This window comes from Caballeronia choica (genome assembly GCF_001544535.1).
GTDB classification, from domain to species: domain Bacteria; phylum Pseudomonadota; class Gammaproteobacteria; order Burkholderiales; family Burkholderiaceae; genus Caballeronia; species Caballeronia choica.
The window spans coordinates 1-16,483 of sequence record NZ_FCON02000015.1 but is presented as its reverse complement, the minus strand read 5'-3'; the positions used below and the strand labels follow the sequence as shown (position 1 = coordinate 16,483).

Below are 16,483 nucleotides of genomic sequence, written 5' to 3'. Positions count from 1 at the left end.
GCTAATCCGCAGCCACGACTTCGAGCAATTCAGAGCCGAACCGGTCGAGCTTGCGTGCGCCGATTCCAGGAATTTGACGCAGATCCTCGATCGAATCGGGGTCGTTGCGAGCGATTTCCGCAAGCGTCGCGTCGTGGAAAATCACGTATGCCGGCACGCCGTCGCCCTTCGCTGTCTCAGAGCGCCACAAGCGCAAGCGCTCCCAGCGCGCCTTTTCTCGCGATGACATACCCGCGGTCGGGTCGGCGCGTTCGCCCGTGCGTCCGGACGACGACTGGCGCGTCCGCGTCGGCTTAACGTATTTGCGCAGCGTGACGTTCTGCTCGCCCTTGAGCACCGGCTTGCTCGCGTCGGTGAGCACGAGGGCACCGAACCCGTCGTGATCGACCGCAAGGTAGCCGAATGCCACCAGTTGCCGAAAGACTGCGCGCCACTCCTGTTCCGACAACGCCGCGCCAACACCGAATGTCGAAATCCTTTCGTGCCCTCGCTGCAACACCTTTTCCGTGCGATTGCCGCGCAGGATATCGATCAGATGGCCCGCGCCGAAGTGAAATCCGCTGGCCTTGAACGCGCGATACACGCACGAAAGCGCCATTTGGGCTTCGCGCGTTGCGTCCCATGATGCCGGCGGCTCCAGGCAAGTATCGCAATTGCCGCACGGTTGGCTTGCCTCGCCGAAATAACCGAGCAAGCGCACGCGCCGGCACGACGCAGTCTCGCAGAGGCCGAGCAACGCATCGAGCTTGCCGCCCTGGACGCGCTTGTGCATATCGTCGGCATCGGATTCATCAATCATCTTGCGCTGCTGCACGACGTCGCCGAGGCCGTACGTCATCCACGCATTCGCCGGCAGCCCATCGCGCCCCGCGCGTCCCGTTTCCTGGTAATAGCCTTCGACGCTCTTCGGCAAGTCGAGATGGGCCACGAAGCGCACGTCCGGCTTGTCGATGCCCATCCCGAACGCGATCGTCGCGCACATCACGATGCCTTCCTCGCGCTGGAACATTTCCTGATGCTTCTGACGGGTCCCGAACTCCATGCCCGCGTGATATGGCAAAGCACGCAGTCCCTGGCTCTTCAGCCAGTCGGCAGTCTCTTCGACCTTGCGGCGCGACAGGCAATAGATCACACCCGCGTCGGTCGTGCCGTCCTTGTTCGTGTGCTCGGCGCGGATGAAATCGAGCAGTTGCGCGCGCGCATTGTCCTTTTCGACGATGCGATAACGAATGTTCGGTCGATCGAAGCTCGATACGAAAATACGCGCCTCGTCGAGCGCGAGGCGATGAACGATTTCGTCGCGCGTGATGGCGTCGGCGGTGGCCGTTAGTGCGATGCGCGGTACCGATGGAAACCGCTCGTGCAGCACGGACAACTGGATGTATTCCGGCCGGAAATCGTGCCCCCATTGCGACACGCAATGCGCTTCGTCGATTGCGAACAGCCCGATTGGCGCGCTTTCCAGAAGATCGAGGAAACGCGGCGTCATCAGGCGCTCGGGCGCTACGTACAGCAAGTCGATTTCGCCATTGCGCAACGCGCGTTCGGTGGCGGAAGCCTCGGCGCCCGACAGTGTCGAATTCAGGTACGAGGCGCGAACGCCGACTTCCTTGAGCGCGGCAACCTGGTCCTGCATCAGTGCGATCAGCGGCGACACGACGATGCCCGCGCCGAAGCCCGCCTCCTTTCTCACGAGCGAAGGGATCTGATAGCACAGCGACTTGCCGCCGCCCGTTGGCATGAGCACGAGCGAATCGCCGCCCGCCGCCACGTGTTCGACGATTTCGCCCTGCTGCCCTCGGAAAGCGGGATAGCCAAAAATTTCGTTGAGGATTTCGAGCGAACGGGACATTGAGAAGACGTGGGCGTCGTAGCGTGAGTGGCCCGATTTTACCAACGACGGCGCCGCTTGCCCTCGCGTTAAATGGGGATTAGACAAACGGACGATGCAAATAAAAAAGCCGCTCGGTCTAAACCGAGCGGCTTTGAGCGGTGAGTCAATTCTTCAGGCGCAGGCCTTCGAACTTATTCCGCCGGATGTTGCTGTTCTGCAGGTGCAGCTTCGGGTGTACCGAAATCGAACGATTCTTCCGCTGCGATCTGGTCGAAGCGTTCGCGATCCGACAACTCCTTGCTCTTGCGCGCCTTGTGGAACGCGAGACCCGTACCGGCCGGAATCAGACGGCCGACGATCACGTTTTCCTTCAGCCCGCGCAGATCGTCGCGCTTGCCCATGATCGCCGCTTCGGTCAGCACGCGGGTCGTTTCCTGGAACGACGCCGCCGAGATGAACGAATCGGTCGAGAGCGAGGCCTTCGTGATACCAAGGAGCACGTTCTCGTAGGTCGCCGGACGCTTGTCTTCCGCCGTCATCCGGTCGTTCTCGTCGAGCATGTCCGACCGCTCGACTTGTTCGCCCGGAATGAAACGCGTATCACCGTTGTCGACGATCTGCACACGACGCAACATCTGGCGCACGATCACTTCAATGTGCTTGTCGTTGATCTTCACGCCTTGCAGACGGTACACGTCCTGCACTTCGTCCACGATGTAACGCGACAGCGCCTCGATACCCTGCAGACGCAGGATGTCGTGCGGATCGGCCGGACCGTCGACGATCATTTCGCCCTTGTTGACGACCTGACCATCGTGCACCAGAACCTGCTTTTCCTTCGCGATCAGGAACTCGTGCTGATTGCCTTCGAGGTCCGTGATCACGAGACGCTGCTTGCCCTTCGTGTCCTTGCCGAACGACGTCGTGCCCGTGACTTCCGCCAGAATGCCGGCGTCCTTCGGCGAGCGCGCTTCGAACAGTTCGGCCACGCGCGGCAGACCGCCGGTAATGTCACGCGTCTTCTGCGCTTCAACCGGGATACGTGCCAGCACTTCACCGACCTGCACTTGCTGACCATCCTTCACGGTGATCAGAGCGCCGACCTGGAAGCCGATCTGCACCGAATGCTCGGTGTTCGGGATCTTGACTTCCTCGCCGGTCGCGTCGAGCAGCTTCACCTGCGGACGCACGCTCTTCGAAGCCTGCGAGCCGCGGCGCTTCACGTCGATAACGACCAGCGTCGAAAGACCGGTCACGTCGTCGATCTGCTTCGCCACCGTCACGCCTTCCTCGACGTTTTCGAACTTCACCGTACCGCCCCACTCGGTGATGATCGGACGCGTCAGCGGATCCCATTGGGCCAGTTGCGCACCCGCCTTGATCTGCGCGCCGTCGAGTTGCAGCAGCGTCGCGCCGTACGGGATCTTGTGACGTTCGCGCTCACGACCGAGGTCGTCAGCGATGATCGCCTCGCCCGAGCGCGAAATGACGACCTGCTCGCCCTTCGCGTTCGTGACGTAACGCATCGTCGCCGTGAAGCGCACCGTGCCGTTGCTCTTCGCTTCAACCGACGAAGCGATCGCCGCGCGCGATGCTGCACCGCCGATGTGGAACGTACGCATCGTCAACTGCGTGCCCGGCTCGCCGATCGACTGCGCCGCGATCACGCCGACCGCTTCGCCGACGTTCACGCGCGAACCACGGCCCAGGTCGCGGCCGTAGCAGGCTGCGCACAGGCCGTAACGCGTTTCGCAAGTCAGCGGCGTGCGCACGCGCACTTCGTCGATGCCGAGGCGTTCGATTTCCTCGACCGCGTCTTCGTCGAGCAGATCGCCCGATGCATACAGCGTTTCCTGCGATTCCGGATTGACGACGTCCGCCACCGCAACGCGACCGAGAATCCGGTCACGCAGCGCTTCGACGACTTCACCGCCTTCGACCAGCGCCTTCATCGCCACACCGTTGGTCGTGCCGCAATCGTCCTCGACCACGACCAGATCCTGCGTCACGTCGACCAGACGCCGCGTCAGGTAACCCGAGTTCGCCGTCTTCAGTGCCGTATCAGCCAGACCCTTACGTGCGCCGTGGGTCGAGATGAAGTACTGCAACACGTTCAGGCCTTCGCGGAAGTTCGCCGTAATCGGCGTCTCGATGATCGAGCCGTCCGGCTTCGCCATCAGTCCACGCATACCGGCCAGTTGACGAATCTGCACCGCGGAACCGCGGGCGCCCGAGTCGGCCATCATGTAGATCGAGTTGAACGATTCCTGCTTCGTCTGGTTGCCGTCGCGGTCGACCACCGGCTCGGTCGCGAGTTGCTCCATCATCGCCTTGCCGACCGCTTCCGACGTCGCCGACCAGATGTCGACCACGTTGTTGTAGCGCTCCTGCGCGGTGACGAGACCCGACATGTACTGACGGTCGTATTCCTTCACCTTCTTCGCCGCATCGCCGACGATCGTTTCCTTTTGCGGCGGGACGAGCATGTCGTCGACGCAAATCGAAATACCGGCGCGCGTCGCCAGACGGAAACCCATCTGCATCAGTTGGTCGGCGAAAATAACCGTTTCGCGCAGACCGCACTTGCGGAATGCCGTGTTGATCAGGCGCGAAATTTCCTTCTTCTTCAGCGGCTTGTTCAGCACCGTGAACGGCAGACCCGGCGGCAGAATTTCCGACAGGATCGAACGGCCGACCGTGGTGGCGAACAGCGAGATCTTCGGCACGAACTTCGGTGCGCCTTCGCTCTGGTCTTCGTTGTGGACCATTTCCGTGATCCGCACATTGACGCGCGATGCCAGCTCGACTTCCTTGTTCTCGTACGCGCGGATCGCTTCCGACACGCCCGTGAACGTCATGCCTTCGCCCTTGCCGTTCACCGCTTCACGCGATGCGTAGTAAAGACCCAGCACGATATCCTGCGACGGCACGATCGACGGATCGCCGTTGGCCGGGAACAGAATATTGTTCGACGCCAGCATCAGCGTGCGCGCTTCCATCTGCGCTTCGAGCGACAGCGGTACGTGAACAGCCATCTGGTCACCGTCGAAGTCGGCGTTGAACGCCGCGCAAACCAGCGGATGCAGCTGGATTGCCTTGCCTTCGATCAGCACCGGCTCGAAAGCCTGAATGCCGAGACGGTGCAGCGTCGGAGCGCGGTTCAGCATGACCGGATGTTCGCGAATGACTTCTTCGAGAATGTCCCACACCACCGGCGTCTGGTTCTCGACTTCCTTCTTCGCGGCCTTGATGGTCGTAGCGACGCCCATCACTTCCAGCTTGTTGAAGATGAAAGGCTTGAACAGTTCGAGCGCCATCAGCTTCGGCAGACCGCACTGATGCAGCTTGAGCGTCGGGCCGACCACGATCACCGAACGACCCGAGTAGTCGACGCGCTTACCGAGCAAGTTCTGACGGAAACGACCGCCCTTACCCTTGATCATGTCAGCCAGCGACTTCAGCGGACGCTTGTTCGCGCCAGTCATTGCCTTGCCGCGACGACCGTTGTCGAGCAGCGAATCGACGGCTTCCTGCAGCATCCGCTTTTCGTTGCGGACGATGATTTCAGGTGCCTTCAGTTCGAGCAGACGCTTCAACCGGTTGTTACGGTTGATCACGCGGCGATACAGGTCGTTCAAGTCCGACGTCGCGAAACGGCCGCCATCGAGCGGCACGAGCGGACGCAGTTCCGGCGGCAGCACCGGCAGCACTTCAAGCACCATCCAGTCAGGCTTGATGCCCGAACGCTGGAATGCCTCGAGCACTTTCAGGCGCTTCGCGTACTTCTTGATCTTCGCTTCCGAACCCGTGTTCTTGAGTTCGGTGCGCAGCATCTCGACCTGCTCGTCGATGTTGATCGCGCGCAATAGTTCACGCACGCCTTCCGCGCCCATCTCGGCGCGGAATTCGTCACCGTACTCTTCGACCTTGTTGTAGTAATCCTCTTCGGTCATGATCTGCCGCGCTTTCAGCGGCGTCATGCCCGGATCGATCACGACGTATGCTTCGAAATACAGCACGCGTTCGATATCGCGCAACGTCATGTCGAGCACCATGCCCAGACGCGACGGCAGCGACTTCAGGAACCAGATGTGCGCAACCGGCGAGGCCAGTTCGATGTGCCCCATCCGTTCGCGACGCACCTTCGCGAGCGTCACTTCGACGCCGCACTTTTCGCAGATCACGCCGCGGTGCTTCAGGCGCTTGTACTTGCCGCACAGGCACTCGTAGTCCTTGATCGGCCCGAAAATCTTCGCGCAGAACAGGCCATCCCGCTCCGGCTTGAATGTGCGGTAGTTGATGGTTTCCGGCTTCTTCACTTCACCGAACGACCACGAACGGATCTTGTCGGGCGAGGCCAGACCGATCTTGATCGCGTCAAAAACTTCAGGTTGTTGGACTTGCTTGAATAGATCGAGCAAAGCTTTCATCGCTTCTCTCCAGTAGTCCGATTAGTTCCGGTCCAGGTCGATGTCGATACCGAGCGACCGGATTTCCTTCACCAGCACATTGAACGACTCGGGCATGCCGGCATCGATGACGTGGTCGCCCTTCACCAGGTTCTCATAAACCTTGGTACGGCCGGTCACGTCGTCCGACTTCACGGTCAGCATTTCCTGCAGCACATACGATGCGCCATAGGCTTCGAGCGCCCACACTTCCATTTCACCGAAACGCTGGCCACCGAACTGCGCCTTACCACCCAGCGGCTGCTGCGTGACGAGCGAGTACGGGCCGGTCGAACGCGCGTGCATCTTGTCGTCGACCAGGTGGTGCAGCTTCAGGTAGTGCATATAGCCGACCGTCACCGTCCGTTCGAACGGTTCGCCCGTGCGGCCATCGCTCAACTGCACCTGATTCTTCGACTTCGTCATGCCGAGTTGCTTCGCGATGTCGTCCGGGAACGCCAGATCCAGCGCGCGCTCCATTTCGCCTTCCGTCGCGCCGTCGAACACCGGCGTTGCGAACGGCACGCCTTCGCGCAGGTTCCGCGCCAGTTCGACGATTTCGTCGTCGCTGAAGCTGTCCAGCTCTTCGGCACGGCCCGACTCGTTGTAGATCTTCGTCAGGAAGCTACGGAGTTCCTCGATCTTCGCCTGCGCCTGCAGCATTTCGCCGATACGCCAGCCGAGACCCTTCGCGGCCCAGCCCAGATGCACTTCGAGAATCTGACCTACGTTCATCCGCGACGGCACGCCAAGCGGGTTCAACACGACGTCCGCCGGACGGCCATCGGCCATGTACGGCATGTCTTCGATCGGAACGATCTTCGACACGACACCCTTGTTACCGTGGCGGCCAGCCATCTTGTCGCCCGGCTGCAGACGACGCTTCACAGCCAGATAAACCTTGACCATCTTCAACACGCCCGGCGGCAATTCGTCGCCTTGCGTCAGCTTCTTGCGCTTCTCTTCGAACGCGAGGTCGAACTGGTGACGCTTCTGTTCGATCGAATCCTTGATGGCTTCGAGCTGTGCCGCTGCTTCTTCGTCCGCGAGGCGGATGTCGAACCAGTGGTAGTGGTCCAGGTCTTCCAGATACGGAAGGTCGATCGCCGTGCCCTTCGCCAGCTTCTTCGGACCGCCGTTCGCGATCTTGCCGTTGAGCATCCGCGCGAGACGCGAGAACGCATCGCCTTCCACGATACGCAACTGGTCATTCAAATCGAGGCGATAGCGCTTCAGTTCGTCGTCGATGATCTGTTGCGCGCGCTTGTCGCGCGTGATGCCTTCGCGCGTGAACACCTGCACGTCGATCACCGTGCCGCTCATGCCCGACGGAACGCGCAGCGACGTGTCCTTCACGTCCGACGCCTTCTCACCGAAAATCGCGCGCAGCAGCTTTTCTTCCGGCGTCAGCTGGGTTTCGCCCTTCGGCGTGACCTTACCGACCAGCACGTCGCCGGCTTCGACTTCCGCGCCGATGTACACGATGCCCGATTCGTCGAGACGGCCAAGCTGCACTTCGGCCAGGTTCGAGATGTCGCGCGTGATTTCTTCCGGTCCGAGCTTCGTGTCGCGTGCAACGACGTTCAGTTCCTCGATGTGGATCGACGTGTAACGGTCATCCGCCACGACCTTTTCCGAGATCAGGATCGAGTCTTCGAAGTTGTAGCCGTTCCATGGCATGAACGCGACGAGCATGTTCTGACCGAGCGCGAGTTCACCCAGGTCGGTCGATGCGCCGTCAGCCAGCACGTCGCCACGCGACACCTTGTCGCCCACCTTCACGATCGGACGCTGGTTGATGTTCGTGTTCTGGTTCGAACGCGTGTACTTGATCAGGTTGTAGATGTCGACACCTACATCACCTGCAACCGCTTCGTCGTCGTTCACGCGAATCACGATACGGCCCGCATCGACATAGTCGACCACGCCGCCGCGGAACGCCTGAACCGTCGTACCCGAGTCGACCGCCACCGTGCGCTCGATGCCCGTACCGACCACGGCCTTTTCAGGACGCAGGCACGGCACCGCCTGACGCTGCATGTTCGAGCCCATCAACGCGCGGTTCGCGTCGTCGTGCTCGAGGAACGGAATCAGCGAAGCTGCGACCGACACGATCTGCGACGGCGCCACGTCCATGTACTGGATACGGTCCGGCGTGACCATCAGCGTTTCGCCCGCTTCACGCGACGAAACCAGTTCGTCGGTCAGCGTACCGTCTTCGCCCATGGCGGCGTTCGCCTGCGCGATCACGTAGCGGCCTTCTTCGATCGCCGACAAGTAGTCGATCTGATCCGTCACCTTGCTGTCCACGACCTTGCGATACGGCGTTTCGAGGAAGCCGTATTCGTTCAGGTGCGCGTAAAGGGCGAGCGAATTGATCAGGCCGATGTTCGGGCCTTCCGGCGTTTCAATCGGGCACACGCGGCCATAGTGGGTCGGATGCACGTCGCGGACTTCGAAGCCAGCGCGCTCACGCGTCAGACCACCCGGCCCAAGAGCCGAAACACGGCGTTTGTGGGTAATTTCCGACAGCGGGTTCGTCTGGTCCATGAACTGCGAAAGCTGTGACGAACCGAAGAACTCGCGAATCGCCGACGAAATCGGCTTCGAGTTGATCAGGTCGTGCGGCATCAGGTTTTCGCTTTCAGCCTGGCCCAGACGCTCTTTCACAGCACGTTCAACACGCACAAGCCCGGCGCGGAACTGATTCTCCGCCAGTTCGCCGACACAACGCACGCGGCGATTGCCCAAGTGGTCGATGTCGTCCACTTCGCCCTTGCCGTTGCGCAACTCGACGAGAATCTTGATCGTCGCGAGAATGTCATCGTCCTGCAGCGTCATCGGCCCGATGATCTCGTCGCGACCCACGCGGCGATTGAACTTCATGCGGCCGACCTTCGACAGGTCATACGCGTCTTCGCTGTAGAACAGACGGTTGAACAGCGCCTCGACCGCTTCTTCGGTCGGCGGTTCGCCCGGGCGCATCATGCGGTAGATCGCGATGCGCGCGGCCATCTTGTCGGCGGTTTCGTCGATGCGCAGCGTCGACGAAATGTACGGGCCCTGATCCAGATCGTTCGTGTAGAGCGTCTGGATGTCCTTGACCTTCGCTTCGCGCAGCTTTTCGAGAACCGTTTCCGTGATTTCGTCGTTGGCGTTGGCAATCACTTCGCCCGTCTCGCCGTCCACGACGTTCTTCGCCAGGACGCGGCCGAGCAGATAATCTTCAGGGACCGAGATGAACTTGGTCTTCGCGTTTTCAAGGTCGCGGATGTGCTTCGCGTTGATCCGCTTGTCCTTCGTGACGATGACGTTGCCTTCGCGATCCTGGATGTCGAAGCGCGCGACTTCGCCGCGCAGCCGCTCCGGCACGAACTCCATTTGCGCGCCTTCGCCCATCAACGCGAAGTTGTCGAACACGAAGAAGTTGGCGAGGATCTGTTCCGGCGTGAGGCCAATGGCCTTCAGCAGGATCGTCACCGGCATCTTCCTGCGACGGTCGACACGGAAATACAGCACGTCCTTCGGATCGAATTCGAAGTCGAGCCAAGAACCGCGGTAAGGGATGATACGCGCCGAGAACAGCAGCTTGCCTGAGCTGTGCGTCTTGCCCTTGTCGTGCTCGAAGAACACGCCCGGCGAACGGTGCAACTGCGACACGATCACCCGTTCCGTGCCGTTGATGACGAACGAACCCGTCGGGGTCATGAGCGGAATTTCGCCCATGTACACTTCCTGTTCCTTCACTTCCTTGACGACTGGTTTGCTCGGCGATTCCTTGTCGAGCAGGACAAGGCGCACCTTGGCGCGCAAGGCGGAGCAATAGGTCAGGCCGCGCTGCTGGCATTCCTTTATGTTGAACGCCGGCGGAGAAAGCATGTAACTGACGAACTCGAGTCGCGCGAAACCGTTGTGCGAAACGATGGGGAATACCGAGGAAAAAGCGGCTTGCAGGCCTTCTGATTTCCGCTGCGTTGCAGAGGTATCGGCTTGCAGAAACGTGCTGAATGATTCAAGCTGAGTGGCCAGCAAGAATGGAACTTGGTGAACGATGGGGCGCTTCGCGAAACTCTTGCGAATACGCTTCTTCTCGGTGAAGGAATATTGCATACGATCTCCGAATCACGGCGGGCGTTGCCGAGGCGGGATACCTCGATGACACGACCCGGTGTTCACCGACTGAGACTCGTGAATCGTCCTGCGAGGACGAACGAGCCTAGAAGCTTGGTGGTTGGCCGCTACCAACCGCTGGCTGACGGCAGCGGATGCCTGTGTTGCCCGCTACCCGACCAAACTTGCCTTCTGCAGTCGCTTCAGAAGACAAAGAGAAGCATCGGCAATATCTCCCTGCCGACGATCATCTTTGGCCTCTGTGCGGACTTTATTGCCGATACCGGCAGCAAAACACTTAGTCCCCACAAAGCACAAAAAGGCCGGCGGTGCAAAACCGCCAGCCTCCACAGAGCGCAGTGAAATTTACTTGATTTCAGCCTTCGCGCCTGCTTCTTCCAACTTCTTCTTCGCTTCTTCGGCAGCAGCCTTCGGTACCGCTTCCTTCACAGGCTTCGGTGCGCCATCGACCAGGTCCTTCGCTTCCTTCAGGCCGAGACCCGTCAGTTCACGGACTGCCTTAATCACCGAAACCTTGTTCGCGCCGACTTCCAACAGGTTGACCGTGAATTCAGTTTGTTCTTCAGCGACTGCAGCTGCAGCGCCTGCCGGGCCAGCGACAGCAACTGCTGCAGCCGACACGCCGAACTTCTCTTCGAACGCCTTGACCAGCTCGTTCAGTTCCAGAACCGACATCGAGCCTACTGCTTCGAGGATGTCTTCTTTTGCGATTGCCATTTGAAATACTCCTAAATTGAATTCGGATCGAGCTAGCGATCTAGCTAATGCCTAACTGAGCAACTGGTGCCCAAGTGAATGCGTTACGCAGCTTCGCCTTGCTTCTTCTCCGCCAGCGCGGCGAGGCCACGCGCGAAGCCAGCAACAGGCGCTTGCATAACGTAAAGCAACTTGGAAAGCAGTTCTTCGCGGCTCGGAATGTTGGCCAGCGCTTGCACGCCTGCCTTGTCCATCACGTTGCCTTCGTAGGAACCAGCCTTGATGATCAACTTGTCATTGCCTTTGCCGAAATCGTTGACGACCTTGGCTGCAGCAATTGCATCTTCCGAGATGCCGTAGATCAGAGGACCGGTCATCTGCTCAGCCAGCGGAGCGAACGGCGTACCTTCCACGGCGCGACGCGCCAGCGTGTTCTTCAACACACGGAGATACACCTGCTGCTCGCGCGCTTTCGCGCGCAGCTTGGTCAGATCGCCAACCGTGATCCCACGATACTCAGCGAGCACCATCGTCTGAGCCTTCGCGACTTGCGCGGCGACTTCAGCGACGACTGCCTGCTTATCTTCTTTGTTCAGTGGCACGGTTAAACCTCCAAATTCGATGCACCGACGTGGCGCACCGCGTTCAACAACGGCGTCCGACCTGTTAGGAGCATTTCGATCAATTGGTGTACGCCGCGTGGCGTACGACAACCGATTTCAACCACTACAAAACTTTCCGGGTTCGCCATCTGCGTTGGCGTTCATTAAGGCGACGCCTACCCGCTGCGCCACCACCAACGGTCTTTGACAACCAGCTGCGAAGCAAACTATCGCCCCACGGCCGCCCAAAGCCCTTAACACACGGCCGGAAGACCGACCGTGCGCATGATTCCTTACTGAGCGAGCGTGCCCTGATCGACGCGCACGCCAACACCCATGGTGCTCGACAATGCGATCTTGCGCAGGTACACACCCTTGCTGGTCGCCGGCTTAGCCTTTTGGAGGGCTTCGACCAGCGCCGACAGATTTTGACGCAGCGATGCCGGCTCGAATGAAGCACGGCCGATCGTCGCGTGAATGATGCCTGCCTTGTCGACACGGAACTGAACCTGACCGGCCTTGGCGTTCTTTACAGCCTGAGCGACGTCGGCGGTAACAGTACCGACCTTCGGATTCGGCATCAAGCCGCGCGGACCAAGAATCTGGCCTAGCGTACCAACGACGCGCATCGTGTCGGGAGAGGCGATCACGACGTCGAAATTCAGGTTACCCGCCTTGACTTGCTCGGCCAGGTCCTCCATACCGACAATCTCGGCGCCAGCGGCGCGCGCCTGCTCGGCCTTTTCACCCTGTGCGAACACAGCAACGCGAACGGACTTGCCCGTGCCAGCCGGCAGCACGACGGAGCCGCGAACCACTTGGTCCGACTTCTTGGCGTCGATGCCGAGTTGCACTGCGACGTCGATCGACTCATCGAACTTGGCGCTCGCACATTCCTTGACGAGTGCGAGTGCGTCATCGACCGGGTAGAGCTTCTGGCGGTCGACCTTGTTCGCGAACGCCTGAAGGCGCTTAGAAAGCTTAGCCATTTACACGCCCTCCACGGTGATACCCATCGAGCGGGCACTACCAGCGATCGTACGAACCGCTGCGTCCAGATCCGCTGCCGTAAGGTCCGGCAGCTTCGTCTTCGCAATCTCTTCCGCCTGTGCGCGGGTAATGTTGCCAACCTTATCGGTGTGCGGTTTTGCCGAGCCCTTATCGATTTTCGCTGCCTTCTTGATCAGAACGGTGGCCGGCGGCGTCTTCATGATAAACGTGAAGCTCTTGTCCGCGAACGCCGTAATCACGACTGGCACCGGGAGACCCGGCTCCATCGCTTGAGTCTGCGCGTTAAACGCCTTGCAGAACTCCATGATATTCAGGCCACGCTGCCCCAGTGCCGGACCAACCGGCGGCGAAGGGTTGGCTTTACCTGCAGGAATCTGCAGTTTGATAAAGCCGATGATTTTCTTTGCCATGTTGAAAACCTCTGCGGAACGCACTAGCGTTCGGTGAGTAATAACGCGCTTTTGCCATCTACCGGCTATTTGCGCTCCTCAACGGCCATAACGCGGACCGTAAGCGCGAATTGCGCGACGGGCACAAGCCCCGCGCGCATTAATTCAAATTTACAGCTTTTCGACCTGGCCGAACTCAAGTTCTACCGGCGTCGAACGTCCGAAGATCGTCACTGAGACACGAACTCGGGATTTTTCGTAATTCACCTCTTCGACGTTTCCGTTGAAATCAGTGAACGGGCCGTCCTTCACCCGAACCATCTCGCCCACTTCAAATAGCGTCTTCGGCCGCGGCTTCTCGACACCTTCCTGCATTTGCGACATTATTTTTTCGACCTCCCGCGGGGAGATCGGGCTGGGGCGATTACGCGCGCCCCCGACAAAACCCGTGACTTTGGCCGTGTTCTTCACCAAATGCCACGTTTCATCGGTCATTTCCATTTCAACCAGGACGTATCCGGGAAAAAAACGACGTTCCGTGACAGACTTATGCCCGCCTTTTACCTCAACGACCTCTTCGGTCGGCACCAAAATCTGCCCGAACTGGTCTTGCATGCCAGCGCGCTCGATGCGCTCCTGAAGCGCACGTTGCACGCTTTTCTCCATACCGGAGTAAGCATGGACAACGTACCATCGCTTTCCGCTCGGAGATGTCGGAGTATCGCTCATATCATTTCCAACCCAGAATCACCGAGAAAATCATCCATTCTATCGACTTATCGCTAAGCCAAAGAAAGATGGCCATGATCAATACGAAGCCGAAGACCACCAGCGTCGTCTGCGTGGCTTCCTTGCGGGTCGGCCAGACAACCTTCCGAACTTCCTTGTATGAATCTTTGGCGAAGGCAATGAATCCCTTCCCCGAGGCGGACAGAAGACCGACTGCGACTCCTGCGATGACACCAACAGCAAGCGCAGCACCGCGAACGTACCACTCCTGGCCACCAAGCCAGAAGAAACCCACGAACCCGGCCAATACCAACAATACGCCCGCAGCCACCATCAACTTGTCGCCGGAAGTATTTACAGTTTCGACGGAAGGATTCGCCATAACACCTTGAACAGCGCCACTTTGCGCGAGAATTTGGCAGGGGCAGAGGGAATCGAACCCCCAACCTTCGGTTTTGGAGACCGACGCTCTGCCAGTTGAGCTATACCCCTAAACCTTTTTGGGGTTGACGGTGCCGCCAACCCCGAAACTACCGACTATCGAGAAAAATCTCTGGCTTTTACTCGAGAATCTTGGCCACGACACCTGCGCCGACGGTACGGCCACCTTCACGGATGGCGAAGCGCAGACCTTCTTCCATCGCGATCGGGTTGATCAGCTTCACCGTGATCGACACGTTGTCGCCCGGCATCACCATTTCCTTGTCCTTCGGCAACTCGATCGAACCGGTCACGTCCGTCGTACGGAAATAGAACTGCGGGCGATAGTTGTTGAAGAACGGCGTGTGACGACCGCCTTCGTCCTTCGACAGAACGTACACCTCGGCCGTGAAGTGCGTGTGCGGGTTGATCGAACCCGGCTTGGCCAGCACCTGGCCACGCTCCACGTCTTCACGCTTCGTGCCGCGCAGCAGGATACCGACGTTGTCGCCCGCTTGACCCTGGTCGAGCAACTTGCGGAACATCTCCACGCCCGTGCAGGTCGTCTTCACCGTCGGCTTGATGCCGACGATTTCGATTTCCTCGCCAACCTTCACCACGCCGCGCTCGATACGGCCCGTCACCACCGTGCCGCGACCCGAGATCGAGAACACGTCTTCCACCGGCATCAGAAATGCGCCATCCACAGCACGCTCCGGCGTCGGGATGTACGTGTCCAGTGCGTCGGCCAGGTTCATGATCGCCACTTCACCCAGCTCGCCCTTGTCGCCTTCCAGCGCCAGCTTGGCCGAACCCTTGATGATCGGCGTGTCGTCGCCCGGGAAGTCGTACTTCGACAGAAGCTCGCGCACTTCCATTTCGACCAGCTCGAGCAGTTCGGCGTCGTCGACCATGTCGCACTTGTTCAGGAACACAATGATGTACGGCACGCCAACCTGGCGAGCCAGCAGGATGTGCTCGCGCGTTTGCGGCATCGGGCCGTCGGCTGCCGAACACACCAGGATCGCGCCGTCCATCTGCGCGGCACCCGTGATCATGTTCTTCACATAGTCGGCGTGGCCCGGGCAATCGACGTGCGCGTAGTGGCGATTCGCCGTTTCGTACTCGACGTGCGCCGTGTTGATCGTGATACCCCGTGCCTTTTCTTCCGGCGCCGCGTCGATCTGGTCGTACGCCTTGGCTTCGCCGCCAAACTTTTGCGTCAGCACCGTCGTGATCGCTGCCGTCAGCGTCGTCTTGCCGTGGTCAACGTGACCAATCGTTCCAACGTTCACGTGCGGCTTGGTCCGCTCGAATTTACCTTTGGCCATTTTCGACTCCTAACAGGATTTTCGTACCTTGCGCCGCGCGCAAACACTCTAGTCTGGCAATGTTGGTGCCCATGGGCAGGATCGAACTGCCGACCTCTCCCTTACCAAGGGAGTGCTCTACCACTGAGCCACATGGGCGCAACCATTTGATTCTGGAGCGGGTGAAGGGAATCGAACCCTCGTCGTAAGCTTGGAAGGCTTCTGCTCTACCATTGAGCTACACCCGCACGGAGCTCTGACTCCCTACACGCGCTGCCGCCTAATTTCTGGTGGAGGAGGTTGGATTCGAACCAACGTAGGCGTAAGCCAACAGATTTACAGTCTGCCCCCTTTAGCCACTCGGGCACCCCTCCGCAGAGAACTATCGATTATGATCGAACATCAGGACGATGTCAAGCCTGTCGTGCAATCTGCGTCGATTGTTGCTCTCACTATAGTGAATCCCCAACGCAAACACCCCACCTTTGTGGGGTGGGGTGTTTGTTTAAAGCATGAGGAGCCTGACGATTACCTACTTTCACACGGGAGCTCCGCACTATCATCGGCGTGGAGTCGTTTCACGGTCCTGTTCGGGATGGGAAGGGGTGGTACCAACTCGCTGTGGTCATCAGGCATGACTTGTTGTTGCGTCGTTTCTTGGGGAAACGCCACAACCAATCCGGGAAGAAGTAGTCGAACAGCGGGGTTAATCGCGTTCGGTATTACGGGTGTTACTTTGGGCTGTGCTTGTATGGGCACAACGCTGGATCTCAACCTGGTGGTTTGCGCCCCCTTCGGGGGTGGGGTCCAAGCAAGTGCTGAAGCACTAACTTTGGCCGACACAAAACACACTGGTTATAGGATCAAGCCTTACGGGCAATTAGTATCAGTTAGCTGAATGCATTACTGCACG

General features: G+C 59.5%; 10 protein-coding genes, 4 tRNA genes and 1 rRNA gene. All 15 read right to left on the bottom strand.

What is annotated here, in order from left to right:
• Position 1: 1 nt before the first annotated feature.
• The 15 genes from recQ to rrf all read right to left on the bottom strand — a co-directional run bounded on the left by recQ (position 2) and on the right by rrf (position 16,203).
• Entirely contained in the window at positions 2-1,852 is a 1,851-nt protein-coding gene (gene recQ, locus AWB68_RS09285; RefSeq protein WP_087644067.1) for a DNA helicase RecQ, read from the bottom strand.
• 173 nt (positions 1,853-2,025) lie between these two features.
• On the bottom strand, positions 2,026-6,264 hold the full coding sequence (rpoC, locus tag AWB68_RS09280; protein ID WP_087644066.1) for a DNA-directed RNA polymerase subunit beta': 4,239 nt from the start codon (positions 6,262-6,264) through the stop codon (positions 2,026-2,028).
• 21 nt (positions 6,265-6,285) lie between these two features.
• Positions 6,286-10,392, bottom strand: coding sequence for a DNA-directed RNA polymerase subunit beta (rpoB, locus tag AWB68_RS09275; protein ID WP_087644065.1), 4,107 nt, complete (start codon positions 10,390-10,392; stop codon positions 6,286-6,288).
• 366 nt (positions 10,393-10,758) lie between these two features.
• Entirely contained in the window at positions 10,759-11,130 is a 372-nt protein-coding gene (gene rplL, locus AWB68_RS09270; protein ID WP_087644064.1) for a 50S ribosomal protein L7/L12, read from the bottom strand.
• A gap of 83 nt (positions 11,131-11,213) precedes the next feature.
• Entirely contained in the window at positions 11,214-11,711 is a 498-nt protein-coding gene (rplJ, locus tag AWB68_RS09265) for a 50S ribosomal protein L10 (protein WP_087644063.1), read from the bottom strand.
• Positions 11,712-12,004: 293 nt separating this feature from the next.
• Positions 12,005-12,700, bottom strand: a complete 696-nt coding sequence (gene rplA / locus AWB68_RS09260; RefSeq protein WP_087644062.1) for a 50S ribosomal protein L1 — start codon at positions 12,698-12,700, stop codon at positions 12,005-12,007.
• A complete protein-coding gene (gene rplK, locus AWB68_RS09255; RefSeq protein WP_087644143.1) occupies positions 12,701-13,132 on the bottom strand; it encodes a 50S ribosomal protein L11 in 432 nt (143 codons plus the stop codon). It abuts the gene before it with no gap.
• 150 nt (positions 13,133-13,282) lie between these two features.
• Positions 13,283-13,840 carry a transcription termination/antitermination protein NusG gene (nusG, locus tag AWB68_RS09250; protein ID WP_087644061.1) on the bottom strand — a complete coding sequence of 186 codons (558 nt, stop codon included), beginning with the start codon at positions 13,838-13,840 and terminating at the stop codon, positions 13,283-13,285.
• A gap of 1 nt (position 13,841) precedes the next feature.
• Positions 13,842-14,222 carry a preprotein translocase subunit SecE gene (gene secE / locus AWB68_RS09245; protein WP_087644060.1) on the bottom strand — a complete coding sequence of 127 codons (381 nt, stop codon included), beginning with the start codon at positions 14,220-14,222 and terminating at the stop codon, positions 13,842-13,844.
• 34 nt (positions 14,223-14,256) lie between these two features.
• A tRNA-Trp gene (locus AWB68_RS09240) sits at positions 14,257-14,332 on the bottom strand.
• 68 nt (positions 14,333-14,400) lie between these two features.
• The gene (tuf, locus tag AWB68_RS09235) at positions 14,401-15,591 is read right to left on the bottom strand and encodes an elongation factor Tu (RefSeq protein ID WP_087644059.1); all 1,191 of its coding nucleotides are present in this window, start codon (positions 15,589-15,591) and stop codon (positions 14,401-14,403) included.
• A gap of 63 nt (positions 15,592-15,654) precedes the next feature.
• Positions 15,655-15,729: transfer RNA gene (locus AWB68_RS09230), tRNA-Thr, on the bottom strand.
• Between the two features lie 15 nt (positions 15,730-15,744).
• Positions 15,745-15,818, bottom strand: a tRNA-Gly gene (locus tag AWB68_RS09225).
• A gap of 40 nt (positions 15,819-15,858) precedes the next feature.
• Positions 15,859-15,944: transfer RNA gene (locus AWB68_RS09220), tRNA-Tyr, on the bottom strand.
• Between the two features lie 145 nt (positions 15,945-16,089).
• Positions 16,090-16,203, bottom strand: a 5S ribosomal RNA gene (gene rrf, locus AWB68_RS09215).
• Positions 16,204-16,483: the final 280 nt, after the last annotated feature.